General features: G+C 62.2%; 15 protein-coding genes. 7 read left to right on the forward strand and 8 right to left on the reverse strand.

All coding sequences use genetic code 11. The annotated features are described in order from the left end of the window. Positions 1-56: 56 nt before the first annotated feature. The 4 genes from hutU to hutI are packed head-to-tail and all read right to left on the reverse strand — an operon-like array spanning position 57 to position 5249. Positions 57-1736 carry a urocanate hydratase gene (hutU, locus tag VWZ81_RS11335; RefSeq protein ID WP_416542738.1) on the reverse strand — a complete coding sequence of 560 codons (1680 nt, stop codon included), beginning with the start codon at positions 1734-1736 and terminating at the stop codon, positions 57-59. Beyond that, positions 1733-2518 (reverse strand): N-formylglutamate deformylase, encoded by a 786-nt coding sequence (gene hutG, locus VWZ81_RS11340; protein WP_416542739.1) that lies wholly within the window; start codon positions 2516-2518, stop codon positions 1733-1735. Before hutG ends, hutU begins: the two co-directional genes overlap by 4 nt. Then, positions 2515-4038 carry a histidine ammonia-lyase gene (hutH, locus tag VWZ81_RS11345; protein ID WP_416542740.1) on the reverse strand — a complete coding sequence of 508 codons (1524 nt, stop codon included), beginning with the start codon at positions 4036-4038 and terminating at the stop codon, positions 2515-2517. Before hutH ends, hutG begins: the two co-directional genes overlap by 4 nt. After that, positions 4035-5249 carry an imidazolonepropionase gene (hutI, locus tag VWZ81_RS11350; RefSeq protein ID WP_416542741.1) on the reverse strand — a complete coding sequence of 405 codons (1215 nt, stop codon included), beginning with the start codon at positions 5247-5249 and terminating at the stop codon, positions 4035-4037. The genes hutH and hutI overlap by 4 nt, the downstream gene beginning before the upstream one ends. 74 nt (positions 5250-5323) lie before the next feature. Between hutI and VWZ81_RS11355 the strand changes: the two genes are divergently transcribed. The 3 genes from VWZ81_RS11355 (at position 5324) to VWZ81_RS11365 (ending at position 7863) form a co-directional block, all read left to right on the forward strand. After that, on the forward strand, positions 5324-6691 hold the full coding sequence (locus VWZ81_RS11355; RefSeq protein ID WP_416542742.1) for a formimidoylglutamate deiminase: 1368 nt from the start codon (positions 5324-5326) through the stop codon (positions 6689-6691). Between the two features lie 60 nt (positions 6692-6751). Then, positions 6752-7453: a GntR family transcriptional regulator gene (locus VWZ81_RS11360; protein WP_416542743.1), complete on the forward strand. Its 702-nt coding sequence runs from the start codon at positions 6752-6754 to the stop codon at positions 7451-7453. Between the two features lie 62 nt (positions 7454-7515). Next, complete coding sequence (locus VWZ81_RS11365; RefSeq protein ID WP_340547219.1) at positions 7516-7863, forward strand: hypothetical protein; 348 nt, start codon at positions 7516-7518, stop codon at positions 7861-7863. Positions 7864-7929: 66 nt separating this feature from the next. Here the strand turns inward: VWZ81_RS11365 and VWZ81_RS11370 are convergent, their stop codons facing one another. The 3 genes from VWZ81_RS11370 to VWZ81_RS11380 all read right to left on the reverse strand — a co-directional run bounded on the left by VWZ81_RS11370 (position 7930) and on the right by VWZ81_RS11380 (position 11767). Further along, positions 7930-8985 carry a transporter substrate-binding domain-containing protein gene (locus VWZ81_RS11370; protein ID WP_340547220.1) on the reverse strand — a complete coding sequence of 352 codons (1056 nt, stop codon included), beginning with the start codon at positions 8983-8985 and terminating at the stop codon, positions 7930-7932. A 75-nt stretch (positions 8986-9060) separates the two neighbouring features. Beyond that, on the reverse strand, positions 9061-10188 hold the full coding sequence (locus VWZ81_RS11375; RefSeq protein ID WP_416542744.1) for a Hint domain-containing protein: 1128 nt from the start codon (positions 10186-10188) through the stop codon (positions 9061-9063). Between the two features lie 4 nt (positions 10189-10192). Further along, the gene (locus tag VWZ81_RS11380; RefSeq protein WP_340547222.1) at positions 10193-11767 is read right to left on the reverse strand and encodes a Hint domain-containing protein; all 1575 of its coding nucleotides are present in this window, start codon (positions 11765-11767) and stop codon (positions 10193-10195) included. A gap of 417 nt (positions 11768-12184) precedes the next feature. Here VWZ81_RS11380 and dapE point away from each other — a divergent pair, with 417 nt between their 5' ends. Beyond that, entirely contained in the window at positions 12185-13354 is a 1170-nt protein-coding gene (gene dapE, locus VWZ81_RS11385; protein ID WP_416542745.1) for a succinyl-diaminopimelate desuccinylase, read from the forward strand. Positions 13355-13457: 103 nt separating this feature from the next. Continuing rightward, positions 13458-15728, forward strand: a complete 2271-nt coding sequence (gene rnr, locus VWZ81_RS11390; protein ID WP_416542746.1) for a ribonuclease R — start codon at positions 13458-13460, stop codon at positions 15726-15728. A gap of 24 nt (positions 15729-15752) precedes the next feature. Here the strand turns inward: rnr and VWZ81_RS11395 are convergent, their stop codons facing one another. Beyond that, the gene (locus VWZ81_RS11395; protein ID WP_416534288.1) at positions 15753-16199 is read right to left on the reverse strand and encodes a DUF1801 domain-containing protein; all 447 of its coding nucleotides are present in this window, start codon (positions 16197-16199) and stop codon (positions 15753-15755) included. Positions 16200-16285: 86 nt separating this feature from the next. On the opposite strand from VWZ81_RS11395, the gene VWZ81_RS11400 reads away from it, so the two are divergent. Both VWZ81_RS11400 and VWZ81_RS11405 read left to right on the forward strand, forming a co-directional pair. Beyond that, on the forward strand, positions 16286-17020 hold the full coding sequence (locus VWZ81_RS11400; RefSeq protein WP_416538124.1) for a helix-turn-helix transcriptional regulator: 735 nt from the start codon (positions 16286-16288) through the stop codon (positions 17018-17020). Between the two features lie 102 nt (positions 17021-17122). After that, entirely contained in the window at positions 17123-18517 is a 1395-nt protein-coding gene (locus tag VWZ81_RS11405) for a lytic murein transglycosylase (RefSeq protein WP_416542747.1), read from the forward strand. The last annotated feature ends 3 nt before the right edge of the window (positions 18518-18520 follow it).

Below are 18520 nucleotides of genomic sequence, written 5' to 3' on the forward strand. Positions count from 1 at the left end.
TTCTCCAAATACTCTGGGGTGAGGCCGTTAGGCCGAGGGGCAGAGCCCCATTGGCGTTAGAGGATACCGGGCAGGTTCAGCCCGTGTTCGCGCGCGCAGTCCTTGGCAATGTCATAGCCTGCATCCGCATGGCGCATGACGCCGGTGGCCGGGTCGTTCCACAGCACCCGTCCGATACGGCGGTCTGCGTCCTCGGTGCCGTCGCAGCAGATCACCACGCCGGAATGCTGCGAGAAGCCCATGCCAACGCCGCCGCCGTGGTGCAGCGACACCCAGGTGGCGCCGGAAGCGGTGTTCAGTAGAGCGTTCAAGAGCGGCCAGTCGGACACCGCGTCGGAGCCGTCCATCATCGCCTCGGTCTCGCGGTTCGGGGAGGCCACGGAACCCGAATCCAGATGGTCGCGGCCAATGACGACCGGCGCCGACAGCTCGCCGTTGCGGACCATCTCGTTGAAGGCGAGGCCCGCCTTGTGGCGGTCGCCGAGGCCGATCCAGCAGATCCGTGCGGGCAGGCCCTGGAAGGCAATCCGCTCCTGCGCCATGTCCAGCCAGCGGTGCAGCCCCTCGTTCTCGGGGAACAGCTCCTTCATCTTGGCGTCGGTTTTCCTGATATCCTCCGGATCGCCCGAGAGTGCGGCCCAGCGGAACGGGCCGATGCCGCGGCAGAACAGCGGGCGGATGTAGGCGGGCACGAAGCCGGGGAAGTCAAAGGCGTTTTCCAGCCCCTCCTCCAGCGCCATCTGGCGGATGTTGTTGCCGTAGTCGACGGTGGGAACGCCCATCGCGTGGAAATCGCACATCGCCTTGACCTGCACGCGCATACTGGCGCGGGCGGCCTTTTCAACCGCTTTCTTGTCCGTTTCGCGGCGCTCTTTCCACTCACCCATGGTCCAGCCCAGCGGCAGGTAGCCGTTGACCGGGTCGTGGGCAGAGGTCTGGTCGGTCACGATATCGGGACGGATGCCGCCTGCTTCGGCGCGCTTCACCAGCTCCGGGAAGATCTCAGCCGCGTTGCCCAGAAGGCCCACGGATTTCGCCTCGCCCGCAGCGGTCCAGCGCGCGATCATCTCCAGCGCCTCGTCCAGGGTCTCGGCCTTCTCGTCCAGGTATTTGGTGCGCAGGCGGAAGTCGATGCTGTCGGGGTTGCACTCCACCGCCAGGCAGCAGGCACCGGCAAACACGGCTGCCAGCGGCTGCGCGCCGCCCATGCCGCCCAGGCCGCCGGTCAGGATCCACTTGCCCTTGAGGTCGCCGCCGTAGTGCTGGCGGCCGGCCTCGGCAAAGGTTTCATAGGTGCCCTGCACGATCCCTTGCGTGCCGATATAGATCCACGAACCAGCGGTCATCTGGCCGTACATCATCAGCCCCTTCTTATCGAGCTCGTTGAAATGGTCCCAGTTGGCCCAATGCGGCACCAGGTTGGAGTTGGCGATCAGCACCCGCGGCGCATCCTTGTGGGTCTGGAACACGCCAACCGGCTTGCCGGACTGCACCATCAGGGTCTGGTCTTCCTCCAGGTTCTTCAGGGTCTCGACGATCAGATCGAATTCCTTCCAGGTGCGCGCGGCGCGGCCGATGCCGCCGTAGACCACCAGCTCATGCGGGTTTTCGGCCACATCGGGGTGCAGGTTGTTCATCATCATCCGCATCGGCGCCTCAGTCATCCAGGACTTGGCGGTGATTTCCGGGCCGGTGGGCGGAAAGATGTCGCGGGTGTTCTTGCGGGGATCGCTCATGCCGAGGGCCTCCAGTTTTTGAGATCAGTCAGAATTCGGGTGAGATGGGCGCGCAGCTGTTCCGCGCGCTCCGGCAGATAGGTCCAGGGCGGGCTTTCCTGGCAGTATGTGGCCTGCGCCAGTTCCATCTGGATCGCGTGCAGCCCGTCCGCAGGACGCCCGTAATGGCGGGTGGTCCAGCCGCCCTTGAAACGCCCGTTGAGGGTGGAGGTATAGCCCTCCGCCGCCACGCAATGGGCGACGGTCAGCGCCTCGATTTCAGGGTCGCAGGTCTGTCCCATGTTGGTGCCCACGTTGAAATCCGGCAGGCGGCCCTCGAACAGGAACGGGATGTCGCCGCGGATCGAGTGGCAGTCATAGAGGATGGCAAAACCGTGGATCGCCTTTACCCGCTCCAGCTCCGCCATCAGCGCCGCGTGATAGGGGGCGTGGTAGGCATCGCGGCGGCGGGTGATTTCCGCCTCATCGGGTTGCTTGCCCTCCTGCCAGATCGGCAGCCCGTCGAAATCGGTCATGGGCACCAGAGTGGTGGTGTTTTGCCCTGGATAGAGACTGATACCACCCGGATCGCGGTTCACGTCGATCACATAGCGGTGGCTTGGCGTACGGACGGTTGTGATGTCCTCTGCCAGCCCGGAATAGAGGTCATGGATATGCCAGTCTGTGTCCGCTAGCGCCTTGCCCGTCTCGTTCAGACACTCCCAGATTTCCGCTGGCACATCGGTGCCGGTGTGGGGCAAGCCTAGTACCAGCGGCGAGCTGCCTTGGGTCACTTCGATCATGCCGCCACCTTCACGCCAGCGGCCTCAGCAACCCGGCCTGCGCGGACCATGGCGCTGGCGGATTCAATTTCCGGCGCCAGATAGCGGTCCTCTGCCAGCGCGGGGATATCGGCCCGCAGCATTGCCAGCACGTCCTGCAGCCGCGCGGAGGTCTGCAGCGGCGCACGCGCCTCCACCCCTTGCGCAGCACAGAGCATTTCGACGCCCAGGATCACCGACAGATTGGCGTTCATCCGTCCCAGACGCAGCGCGCCATGGGCCGCCATCGACACGTGGTCCTCCTGGTTCGCTGACGTCGGGGTTGAATCCGTGACGCAAGGATTCGCCAAATGCTTGTTCTCGCTCATCAGCGCGGCGGTGGTCACCTCGGCGATCATGAAACCGGAATTGAGGCCCGGATCCGGCGTCAGGAACGGCGGCAAGTCGTGGCTGAGGGTCGGGTCGACCATCAAGGCCACCCGGCGTTGCGCGATGGCGCCGATTTCGGCCACGGCGAGCGCGATCTGGTCGGCGGCAAAGCCCACGTATTCGGCGTGGAAGTTGCCGCCCGAAACAATGCGGCCTTCTTTCACCAGCACCAGCGGGTTGTCGGTGACGGCGTTGGCCTCGATCTCCAGCGTCTTGGCAGCCATCCGCAGCACGTCCAGCGCCGCGCCCACCACCTGCGGCTGGCAGCGGATGCAATAGGGATCCTGCACCCGGGTGTCATCCTCGCGGTGGCTTTCGCGGATTTCGGACCCATCCATGATCGCGCGCATTTCGCGGGCCACGTCGATCTGCCCGGCATGGCCGCGCAAGGAATGGATGTCGGCGACCAGCGGCGCGGTGGAGCCCATGATAGCGTCGGTGGTGAGCGAGGCAATCGCCATCGACGCCTCCGCCATGCGCCAGGCGTCAAACAAACCGGCCAAGGCGCAGGCGGTGGAGAACTGGGTGCCGTTGATCAGCCCCAGGCCTTCCTTGGGACCCAGCACAATAGGCTCTAACCCGGCCTTTTTCAGGGCATCAAGGCTGGACATGCGGGTGCCCTCATATGTCGCCTCCCCTGCCCCGATCATCGCCGCCGCCATATGCGCCAGCGGCGCCAGGTCGCCGGAAGCGCCGACGGAGCCCTGCGACGGGATTACCGGGATCACGCCGCGCGCCAGCATCTGCTCGATCTGCTCGATCACCAGCCAGCGCACGCCGGAAGCACCGCGGCCCATCGACAAGAGCTTCAGCGTCATCATCAGCCGGGTCTTGTCCTCGGGCAGAGGCTCACCCACGCCGCAGCAATGGCTGAGGATCAGGTTGCGCTGCAGGGTGGCGGTGTCTTCCGGTGCGATTTTGGTCGAGGCGAGCTTGCCGAAGCCAGTGTTGATTCCATAGACCGCCTCTTCTCCGGCAGCGGCATCCGCCACCATTTTCGCGGCAGCCTCCACCGGTTCGCGGGCGGAGGCATCCAGCTTGGCCGGGGTCAGGTTGCGGTAGATATCTTCCAGCGTGGCAAGCGATACCGTGCCGGGGATCATCTCGATCATCGTTTTCCCTCATAGATACGGGTGTAAAGCGGGTTGAAGCCGATGCGGTAGGCGAGTTCAGCCGGCGTTTCCACGTCCCAGACCGCCAGATCGGCGCGCATACCGGCAGCGATCTGTCCCCGGTCCGTCAGCCCCAGCGCGCGGGCGGCGTTGCGGGTGACGCCTGCCATCGCCTCCTCCGGCGTCATGCGGAACAGGGTGCAGCCCATGTTCATCGTCAGCAGCAAGGACGTCAGCGGTGAGGAGCCCGGGTTGCAGTCGGTCGCCAGCGCCATCGGCACGCCGTGGGTGCGGAAATGTTCAATCGGCGGCGCTTGGGTTTCGCGGATGGTATAGAACGCGCCCGGCAGGATCACCGCAACAGAACCCGAGGCGGCCATCGCCCGGGCGTCGTCTTCGGTGGCGTATTCCACGTGATCGACTGACAACGCGCCGTAGTCCGCGGCCAGCTTGGTGCCGCCCTGATGGCTCAGCTGCTCAGCGTGCAGTTTCACCGGCAGGCCAAGTTCCTTGGCAACCTTGAACACCCGTTCGATCTGCGCAGGGGAAAACGCGATGTTTTCGCAGAAGCCGTCGACCGCATCCACCAGACCCTCCGCAAAGGCGGCGCGCAGGGCGGGGATGCAGACCTGATCAATATAATCATCGTCCCGGCCCTTGTACTCCGCCGGGGTGGCATGGGCACCGAGGAAGGTGGTTTTCACCGTCACATCCCGCAGTTCGCCCAGACGGCGGGCGGCGCGCAGCATGTTGAGTTCGGTGGTCAGGTCCAGCCCGTAGCCAGATTTCACCTCCACCACCGTGGCACCTTCGGCGATCAGGGCATCCAGACGCGGCAGCGCGCCCTGTACCAGCTGCTCCAGCGACGCCTCGCGGGTGGCTGAAACGGTCGAGACGATGCCACCCCCAGCGCGTGCGACCTCTTCATAAGAGGCCCCATTTAGGCGCATTTCAAACTCCAGCGCCCGGTTGCCGCCAAAGACGATATGGGTGTGACAGTCGACCAGACCCGGTGTGATCAGGCGCCCGCCCATCGAGACACGGTCCCAGTTTTCATAGTCTTCTGGCAGCTGATCCTCTGGGCCGACCCACTGGATGCTGCCGTCTTTCACTGCGACGATACCGTCTCTGATCAGACCGTAGGGGGCGTCCCTATCGGCCATCGTGGCTAGCGTAGCGTCGCAGATCAGATAGGAACGGGGGCTGTTCATGGCATCCTCGCAAAAAGCTTGATGATATGAATGTATGTATATAACATTATTATGTCTATACATAAGAGGGGCAAATGCAGTCAATATTTGCACACCACGCGCGCCTGCCTCAGGGGTGGGTCACTGATCTGCGATTGACGGTTGCGGATGGTCGGATCGTCACGCTTGAACCCGGCGCGGTTGCACAGCCTCAGGATCATTGTGTCATGGCGCTGGTCCCGGCCCTCGCCAATCTGCATTCTCACAGTTTCCAGCGGGCCATGGCGGGCATGACCGAAACGCGCGTCTCGGGGAAAGAGAGTTTCTGGTCATGGCGCAAGCTGATGTATCAATTTGTCGATCACCTGACACCCGAACACTATGAGGCGATTGCTGGACTGGTCTTCATGGAAATGCTGGAGGCGGGTTATGCCTCGGTTGGGGAGTTCCACTATGTGCACCACCAATCCGGGGGACGGCCCTATGCCGCGCTGGGCGAGTTGAGCAATCGCGTCTTTGCGGCGGCGGACCTGACCGGGATCGGACTGACCCATCTGCCGGTTTTATACAGCTATGGCGGGGCAGGGCAGGTGCCTCTTTCCGGGGGTCAGCAGCGGTTTGGCAATGATGTGGCGCGCTATGCGGACCTTCTGTCCGATTGTCGTTCGATGGTGACGAAGAGCCTGCCGTCAGATGCGCGTGTCGGCATTGCGCCGCATTCGCTGCGGGCAACCGCACCACAGGATCTGAAAGAGGTCCTGTCGCTGCGGTCGGGCGCGCCGGTGCATATACATATTGCAGAGCAACCGCAGGAAGTGACCGATATCAGCACTTGGCTGGGAGCGAGACCGGTAGAGTGGTTGCTGGAGAATTGCGGTGTCGGCGCAGATTGGTGCCTTATCCATGCGACCCATATGACAGCGCAGGAAACCCGCGATCTGGCGCAGAGCGGTGCCGTGGCCGGCCTCTGCCCGATTACCGAAGCCAACCTGGGCGACGGTCCCTTCAACGGTGCGGCGTTTCTGAGCCACGGAGGGAACTTCGGTGTCGGATCAGATTCCAACGTGCGGATTTCCCTGTCGGAAGAGCTGCGCATGCTTGAGTATTCGCAGCGGCTGCGGGATCTGGCGCGCAATGTGATGGTACCGCAAGAGGGGTCCGTCGGAACGACCCTATATCTGGGTGCGGCCGAGGGTGGTGCGCAGGCGCTTGGCCGCGAGGCCGGTCGTCTGGAAGTCGGTGCTCTGGCGGATCTGATGGCTTTTGATACGACGCATGTCTCACTATGTGTGCTGCGCCCGGACCAGCTCCTTGATGGTCTTTGCTTTGCTTCCGGTGATTCCGTGGTCAGCGATGTCTGGTCTGCAGGGCGTCATGTCGTCAGCGGCGGGCGCCATGCAAAGCGGGATCAGATCATCGCGGCTTATGCCTCAGCGGTTGCTGCGCTCCTTGACGCGCTTTAACAGAAGACACTGCTGCGCGCTGGCTGCTGGCGCAGTGGTCGAGCAGACTGGGGGACAGGTATGGTAGAACGGACAAAAATGGGTTTTCAGGATGTCCGTGACAACGTGCTGAAACGCATTCAGGATCGGATCTGGGCGCAGGGCGACCTGTTGCCGACAGAGCAGGAACTGGCTGAGGAGTTCGGATGTGCCCGCGCCACTGTGAACCGTGCGCTGCGTGAGCTGGCGGAGCGAGGTATCATCGACCGCAAGCGTAAAAGCGGAACGCGGGTGGCAATGTTACCCGTGAAACAAGCCAAGCTGGAGATCACGCTGACGCGGCAGCTGGTCGAGGACCGAAATGCCACCTACCGTTACGCATTGGTCCACCGGAGAGAGGGTCCGGCGCCGGGCTGGCTGGCATCGCAATTGCAACTGGCACCAGCGTCGCCCGTTTTGCACGTGCGCGCCATGCACTATGGCGACAACCAGCCGTTCCAATATGAAGATCGCTGGATCAATATCGCCGCGGTGCCAAAGGTGACAGAGGCCGATTTTAGTGCGGTCGGACCAAATGAATGGCTGCTCGCCGAGGTGCCGTTTTCCACCGCCGAGCTGAGCTTTGGTGCCATTGCTGCGGATGCTGAATTGGCCGAGTATCTTGCCTGTCCGGTTGGCGCGCCACTGTTCCAGATGGAGCGGTCGACCTGGTTTCAGGCCCAGCCGGTCACCTTTGTTCGGATGAGTTTCCATCCCGGCTACCAGATGCGCAGCCGCTATTAGATCGCCCGACCAAGCGGCGATCCGTATTGACCAAACCCATGCCGCAGGGATATGGCGAGCGCATGGAAAAAAAGAAAATCTCTCGTCAGCAGGTCTACACGCTTGTGGTTCAGATCGGTCGCAAGGAAGGTGATGGTCTGCCCGAAGGGGCCACTGGTGCCGCCCTGATGATCTATGCCTCTGGCGTGGATGAGGCTGAAGCCGTGCGTGAAACCGTTGCAATTCTGAAGCAGGCCGATACCGCGCCGCTGGATGTCACCGGCTATGGCACATTGGCCGATCGCGAGGCCGAGGATCACGACATCTCGGATGAGGAACGTGAGCTGATGCAACGTGCACTGGATGAGAATTCGGTGATCGTTGCGCAGATGACGCCCTTTTTTGACGACGGGCCTGCAACCCTGCACTAGCACGCAGGCCTCGCGTCTGCCGACCAGACTGCCGCCTAAACGGCGACAGGGTGCCGGGCTGTCAGGTCAGGGCGCCTTGCCGAACCACTTTCGATAGATATCGTCGTATTCGCCGTTTTCGCGTAGGGCCAGCAGCGCGCGGTTGATATCTTCCAGATGCTCGGAGCTATCGGGGAGCAGCAAGCCGTAGTCCTCGCGCAGGAATACCTGTCCGACGGCGCGGCCATGCAGACGACCTTCGCCTTCCATGTAGTGGTCCAGAACCGGGGCGTCGAAGACGACAACCCTGGTCTCACCGCTTTCGAAATCCTTCAGCAAGGACGCCAGATCCGAATATCCGCGATAGCTGATGTCACGGCGTTCGAGAAACCGCGCCGCCGTAGAGCCGTCGAGTGTGCCGACGTCCTTGTCATAGAGGTCATTCACTGAGTTGATCGACCCGCTGATCGCCTCGACCGTCATGACGGCTGTGATCTTGGCCACGAAAAGCGACACTACGAACAGGGATGAGACGACGAGGATAACGCCAAATATGCGCCCAATCGGGGTGCGTGGGACGCGTTCCTCAAAGCCGCCGTTGACCACGAGGTTCAGCGCCCACCAGAAGGAGGGGAACCAGGCCTCTTTCAGTGGGCGGTCGAAATAGGGCTGGGCGCGTCGCTCCAGGCCCCACATCAGCATCCCGCCCCCCATCAGCAGGACGACAGCGACTGCAATTGCAAGCATCAGGTCGGCGGAAAACAGCACCCGGATCAATGAGGGCGCACGGACATCGGCGGCCGCTACCATGATCCGCAGACCGCTTTCGAAGATCGGGTGGCTGAAGTCCATTTCGGTTTCGCGTGCCGAGGTGATCGAAATATTGGCCGCTGCCATATCCACCTGGCCGCTGCGCACCAGATCCAGCATTTCGCCGAATGTATCTGTCCGCACCAGCTGATAATCCCAGCCCAGCCGGTCGCTCAGGCTGCGCACCAGATCAATGGAAAACCCGGTGTCGCGATCACCCTCTGTCATCGAAAACGGCGGGCGCGTGACCGTGCTGACAGTCAGAGTCTCGGCGGCCGCTGCCAGCCCCCACAGCAGATAGATCAGGACAAATGGAGCAAGAAAACGGCGCAACTGAACGATAGGACCCTATGAGACATCATTCGTTTTGTCCTTAGAATGTCCCACAGGCTCAGGCAAGCGTCGTGGTCAGGCGATGCGTCGTTCTGCCAGAACTGCGGCATCAAAGCTGCGCAGTAACGGGGCCGGGTCCGCCGCATGTTCGGGAATCGTATTGCGGTCCAGATGCGCCAGTGCGCTGGCGTCATAGGCGGCGCGGTTGCGGCGCAAACGCCCCAGATAAAGGCTCTCGACCGCGGTGCCTGCTGCTATGAAACGCTCATGGCGTGGCAGGATGAGCTGCGCCAGATCGACCAGCGGGCAGGGAGCCTGAGGGTCATCGGTAGGATCGGTATCAGCTTGCGTTACCAGCGCAGTCCCCAGCATCATCGCCGCAGTCAGACGGACGTCTGGACGACCAAAAAGGTAGTCGACATCGGTTCCCGAGACCACCAGTGGCTGCTGCGGCGCCAGCAGCAGATCATCTGTCAGCCCGAAGAACGGTGCGCGCAGTCGCAGGGGCGTATCATGGCCAATCGCGGGGACGCGGCGATCTAGCCGATGCAGGACCGGAACAGCTTCTCCTTCGGGTGTCAGGACCAGATCTCCGCGTTGCAGCTGCCCCAAGGGTATATTGCCGTCCGGCGTGGCAACCTTGGTGTGTGGCTCCAGCCCGCCCAGTGGTGCCATCTGTACGATTTCGCTGCTGAGAGAGGCGGAAAGCAGGCCGCAGGCCTCGGCTGAGGCGGGCAGCGCTGCGAGAAGCGTTCTTGCGTCGCCGATGCGCAGCGGTGGCGGCGCCTGCAGGTCGGCCGTTGCGATAGTGCCCCCCGAGGCGGTCATCAGCGCAAGTCGCCCCCTGCGTGCCAGACTATCCCAGGAATAGATCAGACGTGCCGCGTTGCTTTCGCTGCCAGAAGGGTTCGGGTCGAGGATGCGTTGGTCCAGATGGCAGCCGGGCTGGCTGAGCGTCAGGGTGACGCCGCGGCCCAGGTTGCGTCTGAGCCGCAACAGCAGCGGCCAACCTTGGCAATCATCCACCGAACGGTCCAGCAGCAGCAGGTCGCCGCTTGGCCTGGCCTCGTCCAGCGACAGATCCAGACACAGGCTGCCCCGTGTCATCAAAACGTCGTCGGGAGCGTTGAGGCAGGTCTCGCGTTCAGTCACCGCAACCGCGATGGACGCCCGTTCGATGCTGCGTGTTGCCAGCCAGCTCATCCGATCAGCGCGCTGCAAGCGTGGCACGCAGAAGCCGCGCTTCATAGCTGCGCAGGCTGGGACGCGCCGCGGGGCCGTACCCTTTTCCGGTGAGCGGATCCAGCTCCGGGAACAGCGCTTGCAACTCGGCCAGAACGTCAGCGTCGAAATGTCGGCTGGTCTGTGGTCCCGGCAGGAAACTCTCGGTCAACAGGCCTTCACTGATGACCAGCTGATGCTCATCGAACATCACATGCACATAGGTCACCCGACCTCCCGGGCGGCGGGTAATCGACTGATCGTTGATCAGATCTTTTGCTGCGATCAGTACCTCATGGGCGCCAAAGAGCATCTCTGCCATCCCGTCGCTGAGCAAGATGCGGTGCTGTGGCGAAACCCAGAGTTCTTCATGATCTCCAAGCGCACCCGCCTTGATACAGATCGGAGCAAACCGCCCCTCGGCCTGAACCTGTCTTGAGCCGATCCAACGTAGCGGCTGCAAGCCGTTGTCGCGCGTCATGACCAGATCGCCGGGCCGCAGGGTCTCGACAGGTTGCAGCCCTTTGTCGGTCAGCAGGCGACTGCCGGTCACAAAGCAGGGGATGCTGGTGGCCTCGACATAGCCAACGTCACTGTTGGTGCCGTTGCTGGCTGTATAGGTAAAGGCGAAGTCCTCGACGTCACCATCGCCGATCAGGGTCAGCGTGCCGTTTGCATTCAGCTGAACCTGCTGGCCGGTGCCAAGGGTAACAACGTCCCCGGCGACAACCGCGACCCCATTGATATGGGTGATCGTCAGCGTGCTTGTGGAGGTGTTGGTGTCATTGGCCAGCACATTGACCACCCGGGATCCATTGGCATCAACACGGGCGAAATCGGTCTGCGCGATCACATCGGTTTGTGCCGAATCGGCAGCGATCAGAAGATTGCTGTCGTAGCTGCCATCCGACACATCGGCGATGCCGATCCGAATGGTGTTCTCCACGCCCGGATCAACCTGCATGGTCAGCGTCATCGTGACGGTCAGACCATCCATTTCGGTGTTGTAGTCGTCGTTGGCGTTGTCGAGATAGATATTGGAGTTCGTATTGGAGTTCACGTTGCCGGGATCGGTATCGCCGTTACCGAACTCCAGGTTGACCATCTCGCCGTTGACCCAGACGCCCACAAAATCCTGAAAGACAGAATCCTGGTATTCCGGGTATTCCTCTGAGGCGAAGACAAATTGAATCGTCATCACCGAGCCATCGGGCACAAATGTCACATCCAGATAGGAGGCGTCGAAGGTCTGCGTGCCAGCGGCGGCATTGAACGTGGGATCTCCGTTGGGGCCGTCGCTTGCGGTGGTCTGATTGGTGGACTGGTTGGCCTCTCCGGTTGAGTTGGTATAGGCGCTGGCCTGCCCGGTGGAGAGGATGATTCCGGTGTCCGACGGCGTCGCACCGGGCGCAATAGAGTCACCGTTGGAATAAATAGCCGACGCGCGGGTGTCACCGGTGTAGCTTGCGCTGATCACTTGCACGCCATCGCCAAAGATGGTTTCGGCCATCTGCACCGCAGTGGCGTTTATGTCATATGTCAGCTCGGATGCTGCAACCATTGTCTTGTCCCACCTCTTCACGATGAGGCAGCGCATGGTCTGGAACATGACACCTTTGCAAGGGGTGCCCCTGCGCCGCCAAAGGGCGACGCGATGTCCGATCTGCTCTGTGGCCCCGCTGTTACGGTGGATCCACGGCGATTGATGCTCTGCCTCGAGTCGTATTTTAAGGATTTATTAACACTCTCACCTCCCGCTTGTCCGGTTGGCGCAGACGGGCGTTGGAAATAATGCTGATCTGCGCGGCATTTGCGCCACAAACCGGCGTTTGGATTTAGCCGCTGTGTGGCAGGGGACGTGGATCCGCAGTCTTCTCCCTCTTCGGCAGCAGGAGATTTGCACCGCCGACAGAACCGAGGTAGCCAGAGGTCATGGAAGGGGGCCAGCCATGTCCGGCCCGAGAACCGGAGGACCCAAATGATGCAGCCGCCCGCGCATTCGCCGCTTGACCCGCAACAGCTCACCGCTGACCTGATCCGCTGTGCCTCGGTGACACCGGAGGAGGGCGGCGCGCTTGTCCTTCTCGAGAAAGTCCTGACCGCAGCGGGGTTCTCCTGCAGCCGGGTTGATCGCGGCGAGGTCAGCAATCTGTTTGCGCGCTGGGGGCAAAAGGGACATCCGCGCACCATCGGCTTCAACGGCCATACCGATGTGGTGCCGGTTGGCGATACCGCTGCCTGGACCGTCGATCCCTTTGGCGCAGAGGAGAAAGATGGTTTTATGTACGGGCGAGGGGCGACCGATATGAAGTCCGGTGTGGCGGCGTTTGTAGCGGCTGCCGTCGATCTCGTTCAGACCGCGCCACCCGAGGGCGCCATTGTCCTGACCATCACCGGAGATGAAGAGGGTGACGCAGTCGATGGAACCACCGCGCTGCTGGATTATATGGGTCGGGCGGGTGAGCAGATGTCGGTTTGTCTCGTGGGAGAGCCGACCTGTCCGAATGAGATGGGCGAAATGATCAAGATCGGTCGTCGCGGTTCGCTGTCAGCTTGGTTCACGGTGACGGGTGTGCAGGGCCATTCGGCCTATCCGCATCGTGCCAAAAACCCGTTGAGTGCGATGGCGCGCCTGATGGATCGTCTGGCCAGTCATGAACTGGATCTGGGAACCGCGCATTTCGACGCCTCCACCCTTGCCGTGGTCACGATCGATACCGGTAACCCTGCGACCAATGTGATTCCGGCAACGGCCCGTTCGACGGTGAACATCCGGTTCAACGACGCCCATTCCGGTGCCGGTCTCAGCGACTGGCTGCGGGCAGAAGCGGATCGCGTTGCAGAAGAGTTCGGCGTTGAGATCGGTTTGGAAATCAAGATTTCGGGCGAGAGCTTCATCACTCCGCCCGGCCCGCTGTCGGAGTTGGTGAGCACAGCGTTTGAGGCAGAGACCGGGCGCAGACCAGAGCTGTCCACGACCGGCGGCACCTCTGATGCACGTTTTGTGAAACACCATTGCCCAGTTGTCGAGATCGGGTTGGTTGGCAAGACGATGCACCAGGTGGATGAACGTGTGGAGATCGCCCAAATCCATCAGTTGAAATCAATCTATGGCCGTATCCTGCGGGATTACTTCGCCGAGAAGTGACAGGCAGGTGATCTGGTACATGAAGAGCGCGCGCGTCGGACAATGACATCCGGCGCGTGCTTTTCACGATGACCTTAGAGAGCGGGCGTGGTAGCTCAGGCCTATGACCCGTATTCCTTCCAAGGCCGAAATCCTCGAGTGGATCTCAGCCCATCCGACCCATAACTCTAAACGCGACATCGCCAAGGCTTTCGGCATCAAAGGCTCCGACAGGATCGACCTGAAGCGGATCCTCAAGGAGCTCGAGGCAGAAGGCCATCTGGAAAAGCGCAAGAAAACCTACCGCGACCCGGAACGCCTGCCTCCGGTCAGTGTCCTTCAGGTTAGGGCACCGGACGGTGATGGCGATCTTTTCGCGCGTCCGCTGGAATGGCACGGCGAAGGGGTCGAACCCATCGTGTTGGTGATGCCGCGTGCGTCCGATCCGGCGCTGGGCGAGGGGGATCGGATCCTGGCGCGGCTAACCTTGGTTCAGGACGCCGAATATCACTATGAAGCACGGCTGATCCGCCGTATTGGCACGAACCCGCGTCGGGTCATCGGGATCTTCCGCAAGGGCGATGAAGGCGGTCGTATCGTGCCGATCGACAAATCGGCATCGACGGAATGGGCGGTCGCGGAAAACGCCACCCATGGTGCGCGCGACGGCGAACTGGTTGAAGCCGAGCAGGCCGGACCGAAATCGCGTCTTGGCCTGCCGCGGGCCCGCGTTGTCGATCGTCTTGGTGATCCGTCAGCGCCCAAGGCGGTCTCGTTGATCGCCATCCATCAGCATGGCATCCCTGACCATTTCCCCGACGAGGTGGTTGCGGAGGCAGATGCGGCCAAACCCATGGGGTTGAAGGGGCGCGAAGATCTGCGTGATCTGCCGTTGATCACCATCGACCCGGCGGATGCACGGGACCATGACGATGCCTGTTATGCCCATGCGGATGATGACCCGAAGAACGCTGGTGGCCATGTCATCTGGGTCGCGATTGCTGATGTCGCGGCCTATGTGCGCCCCGATTGTATGCTGGACCGCGAGGCCCGTAAACGCGGCAATTCGAGCTATTTCCCGGATCGGGTCGTGCCGATGTTGCCTGACCGTCTGTCCGGCGATCTCTGCAGCCTCCACGAAGGGGTGCCGCGCGCCTGTATCGCCGTTCGGATGCAGATTGATGCGGATGGCAACAAGATCGGCCATCGCTTTGTGCGCGGGTTGATGCGGTCTGCGGCATCGCTGCACTACGGGGAAGTGCAAGAGGCCATGGATGGGACACCGAATGATCGCACAGGACCCTTCTTAGAGCCTGTTATCAAGCCGCTTTATGCGGCCTACAGGGCTTTGATCAAAGCTCGGGCAGATCGCCAGCCGCTTGATCTCGACCTACCCGAACGCAAGATTGTTCTGGACGAGAAAGGCACGGTCGTCTCGGTGAATTTCCGCGACCGGCTGGATGCGCACAAGCTGATTGAGGAGTTCATGGTGCTTGCCAATGTGGCGGCCGCCGAGACCCTGATCAAGAAGCGCACCCCGCTGTTGTTCCGCGTGCATGAGGAACCGGCACCAGAGAAGCTGGAAGCGCTGCGCGAAACCGCCCGCGCGGCGGGGTTGTCGCTGGCCAAGGGGCAGGTGTTGCAGACCCGTCATCTGAATGCGCTGCTGCATGGGGCTGCGGGCAGCGATGACGCTGAGTTGATCAACATCTCGACCCTTCGCTCCATGCAGCAGGCTTATTATACGCCTGAGAACTTCGGGCATTTTGGTCTCGCCCTGCGCAACTATGCGCATTTCACCTCGCCGATCCGCCGCTACGCCGACCTTATCGTGCACCGGGCGCTGATTTCAGCCCATGGCTGGGGCGATGACGGTTTGTCGACCTCCGAAATTGAGCGGCTTGAGCAGATTGCCACCCATATCTCCGAGACTGAGCGGCGGTCGATGATGGCGGAACGGGACACCACCGATCGTTATCTGGCGGCCTATCTGGCTGAACGGGTCGGCAATGAATTCGAAGGTCGGATCAGCGGTATTGCGCGCTTTGGTGCTTTTGTGAAACTGGATGAAACCGGGGCCGATGGCCTGGTGCCCGTGCGGTCCATCGGCCGGGAGTTCTTTCACTTTGATGCCGAGGCGGGAACGCTGATGGGCTCCGATACCGGGTTGATCATCGCCATCGGCCAGCGGGTGAAGGTGCGATTGGCACAGGCGACCCCGGTGACCGGTGGGTTGGAGCTTGAACTTCTGTCTATCGACGACAAGCCGATGCCTGCGGGGGGCGGCAGCGGACGCCGCAGCCCGGCCGGGCGCTCGGTGAAACGCAAATCCGCCAAAGCAAAGGCCAAGCGCAGCAAGATCAAGCGCAAGGTGGAGAGAAAGCGCCGCAGCTGACAGCGGCGCGCCCCTTGTTGGGCTCTAGTTGAAACGGTCCGGGTCAACCCGGGTCTCACCGGCTGCGGTCGTGGAGGCATGATAGGTCAGGGCGTGACGGATCAACCAGCCGTGGCGCAATGGCTCCACATCTTCGACCCGGTCGAACAATACGCCGCGGGTCCCGTCGAATTTGTCCCAGGCTGGATAGCGACTGGCAAAATTGTCGATCACTCTGCTCTGGCAGTGAACGAGCAGGGCGAATCGCGCGTGCTTCGATGGACCCAGCCGCAGCGGTGTTCCAAGCCCGGAGCGCGCCGCCGCATATGACGGCTGACCCCATTTCAATGTCTCGGCCACCGCCCCGACCTCCGGGGCATTCTCTGCAACCTCAAAGATCAGCTCCCGCAGACGCAACAGGCCTTCGCGCGCGTCCGGGGGGGCTTGATCAAAGACGGCAGCGACTTCGGCGCTGGCAAAGGGGCGTATCATATCCGTTTGGCTCCTTGATGAATGGTCTCTCTGTTTTAGCGGCGCGTGATGACAGAAACTGTCATTAGGGTTAGAGAGTATGAGACATGTCTCGATCTCATCGTCTCTTTCAGCTTATGCAGTTGCTGCGCCAGGGTGCCGGTCCTCATACCGCCGCCGGACTGGCGCAGGATCTGGGAATTTCGGCCCGCAGCGTGCACCGGGACATCGCAACCCTGCGCGAGATGGGGGCGATTATCGACGGAGAGGCAGGCTATGGCTTCACCCTGATCGAAGACAACGCATTGCCGCCCATGGGGTTTCGCGACACTGAATTGGAAGCGCTGGTTCTGGGACTGCGCGAAGTTCAGCAGATCGGCGATCCGGAACTGGCGGATGCCGCCGCCGAGGCCTTGCGAAAGTTGCAGGCCAGATTGCCGGACCGGCAGGCCCACAGGCTGCGCCATGCTGTCCTGTCAGCCTATCGCTTTCAGAGGCCGGAGCCGCCGGGTATTGCGCTGGCGGATCTGCGCCGTGCCACATGGGACGAGGTCGAGGTCCTGCTGGACTACTGCGATGCCAAAGGCGCCGTCACCAAGCGGCAGGTGAAACCGCTCGGTCTGGTCTATTTCGATCGCTCCACGGTGCTGATCGCCTGGTGCGGGCTGCGCGATGATGTGCGGGTGTTTCGGGTGGATCGGATTGCCGGGTTCGAGGCGACAAACATCAGTTTTCGCCCGCAACGCGTCCCGATGCTGCGGGATGCGCTGGCCCAGATGCGGGCCGATCGTGTCGCCTGCGGGCCAGTCCAAACCGCAGCCCCGGATCCGCCCGAGGCTTGATCCCGGCAGATCGGCAAACCTCCGCACATCCCTTCAGCGGCGCTTTGTGGGAACCTGCGATGCGGGTAGACTGGCAGCGAGCAGAAAAAAATGAGGTGTAAGATGCGATACGATCTTGGCGCCCGAAGGCAGATACTCCTGAAAACGGCGATGGTTGCGGCATTGATGATGACTGCTGTTGGCGCCCAATCCAGCCCGCCGGCTGCAACCGGACGACAGGTGGTGGAGGGGGCGACGTCGCAGCCGCCGCAGGTTTCCCTACGACCGATTGCCCGCCCGGTGGCTGTTTCGGCTGTGACGGAGCCGCGATTGCGACCTCGGACGCGCCCGCTACAGCAGACAACGGCAGCGGAACACCCCAGCGTTTCGGCCGCCAAGCAGCGCGCTTTTCAGGCCTGGGTAACGGCCTTTCATCCCCGGGCACGGGCCGAGGGGCTGTCGCAGGCCACTTTGGACCGTGCGTTTGCTGATGTGAGTTTTGACCCGGATATTGTGCAGCGGGATGGCAATCAGTCAGAGTTTGTCACTCCTATCTGGACCTACCTTGAGCGCGCGGTTTCCGAGGCGCGGATCGACAACGGCAAGGCGGCGCTGCGCGACCATGCGCAGACGCTGGCAAGAATCGAGGCCCGCTATGGCGTCGACAAGGAAGTCGTTGCGGCTGTTTGGGGCATGGAAAGCAACTATGGCCGGTTTCGTGGGGAGCGTGAAATCATCCGTTCGCTCGCCACATTGGCTTTTGACGGGCGGCGCGGGGCCTTCTTTGAGAGCCAGCTGATCGCCGCCTTGAAGATTCTTCAGGCTGGCGATGTCTCCCCGCGTGCCATGACGGGCAGCTGGGCAGGGGCCATGGGGCATACGCAGTTCATGCCGACATCTTATCTGGCCTATGCCGTGGATTTCACCGGGGATGGCAAACGCGATATCTGGTCGGATGATCCCACAGACGCGCTGGCCTCAACCGCAGCCTATCTCAAGCGGTTTGGCTGGGTCAAAGGTCAGCCGTGGGGGCTGGAGGTCCGACTGCCAGTCGGTTTCGACTATGCGCAGGCGGATCGGAAGATCGCCAAATCCGCAGAGAGCTGGCGCAGGCTGGGCGTTACCCGTGCAGATGGCAGCCCCTTGCCCGACCATGGCGAGGGAGCGCTGCTGCTGCCCGCAGGCGCGCAGGGCGCAGCCTTCATGGTCTATCGAAATTTCGCGGCCATCGAACGTTACAATGCAGCCGATGCCTATGTTATCGGCGTGGGTCATCTGAGCGACCGGCTGCGGGGCGGTGGTCCGATTCTGGCCAGCTGGCCGCAGGACAGCCGCCCCCTGACCTACAAGGAGCGGCGCGAACTCCAGCAGCGGCTGACAGGGGCGGGATATGGCACCGGCGGCGCGGACGGGCGGATCGGGCCAAAAACCCGCGCCGCCCTGCGCGCCTATCAACTGGCGATGGGTCTGACACCCGATGGTCACCCCTCGCTCACGGTATTGAATCGGCTGCGCTGACGG

This window comes from Phaeobacter sp. JH20_34 (genome assembly GCF_048056095.1).
Classification (GTDB): Bacteria; Pseudomonadota; Alphaproteobacteria; order Rhodobacterales; family Rhodobacteraceae; genus Phaeobacter; species Phaeobacter bryozoorum.

Bases quoted from the DNA above. Each gene is read 5' to 3' on its own strand.
- VWZ81_RS11360 (WP_416542743.1), top strand. From the start codon at position 6,752: ATGGTAGAACGGACAAAAATGGGTTTTCAGGATGTCCGTGACAACGTG.
- VWZ81_RS11355 (WP_416542742.1), top strand. From the start codon at position 5,324: ATGCAGTCAATATTTGCACACCACGCGCGCCTGCCTCAGGGGTGGGTC.
- VWZ81_RS11380 (WP_340547222.1), bottom strand. From the start codon at position 11,767: ATGGTTGCAGCATCCGAGCTGACATATGACATAAACGCCACTGCGGTG.
- VWZ81_RS11405 (WP_416542747.1), top strand. From the start codon at position 17,123: ATGCGATACGATCTTGGCGCCCGAAGGCAGATACTCCTGAAAACGGCG.
- VWZ81_RS11375 (WP_416542744.1), bottom strand. From the start codon at position 10,188: ATGAGCTGGCTGGCAACACGCAGCATCGAACGGGCGTCCATCGCGGTT.
- hutH (WP_416542740.1), bottom strand. From the start codon at position 4,038: ATGATCGAGATGATCCCCGGCACGGTATCGCTTGCCACGCTGGAAGAT.
- rnr (WP_416542746.1), top strand. From the start codon at position 13,458: ATGACCCGTATTCCTTCCAAGGCCGAAATCCTCGAGTGGATCTCAGCC.
- dapE (WP_416542745.1), top strand. From the start codon at position 12,185: ATGATGCAGCCGCCCGCGCATTCGCCGCTTGACCCGCAACAGCTCACC.
- hutI (WP_416542741.1), bottom strand. From the start codon at position 5,249: ATGAACAGCCCCCGTTCCTATCTGATCTGCGACGCTACGCTAGCCACG.
- hutG (WP_416542739.1), bottom strand. From the start codon at position 2,518: ATGATCGAAGTGACCCAAGGCAGCTCGCCGCTGGTACTAGGCTTGCCC.
- VWZ81_RS11395 (WP_416534288.1), bottom strand. From the start codon at position 16,199: ATGATACGCCCCTTTGCCAGCGCCGAAGTCGCTGCCGTCTTTGATCAA.
- VWZ81_RS11400 (WP_416538124.1), top strand. From the start codon at position 16,286: ATGTCTCGATCTCATCGTCTCTTTCAGCTTATGCAGTTGCTGCGCCAG.
- hutU (WP_416542738.1), bottom strand. From the start codon at position 1,736: ATGAGCGATCCCCGCAAGAACACCCGCGACATCTTTCCGCCCACCGGC.
- VWZ81_RS11365 (WP_340547219.1), top strand. From the start codon at position 7,516: ATGGAAAAAAAGAAAATCTCTCGTCAGCAGGTCTACACGCTTGTGGTT.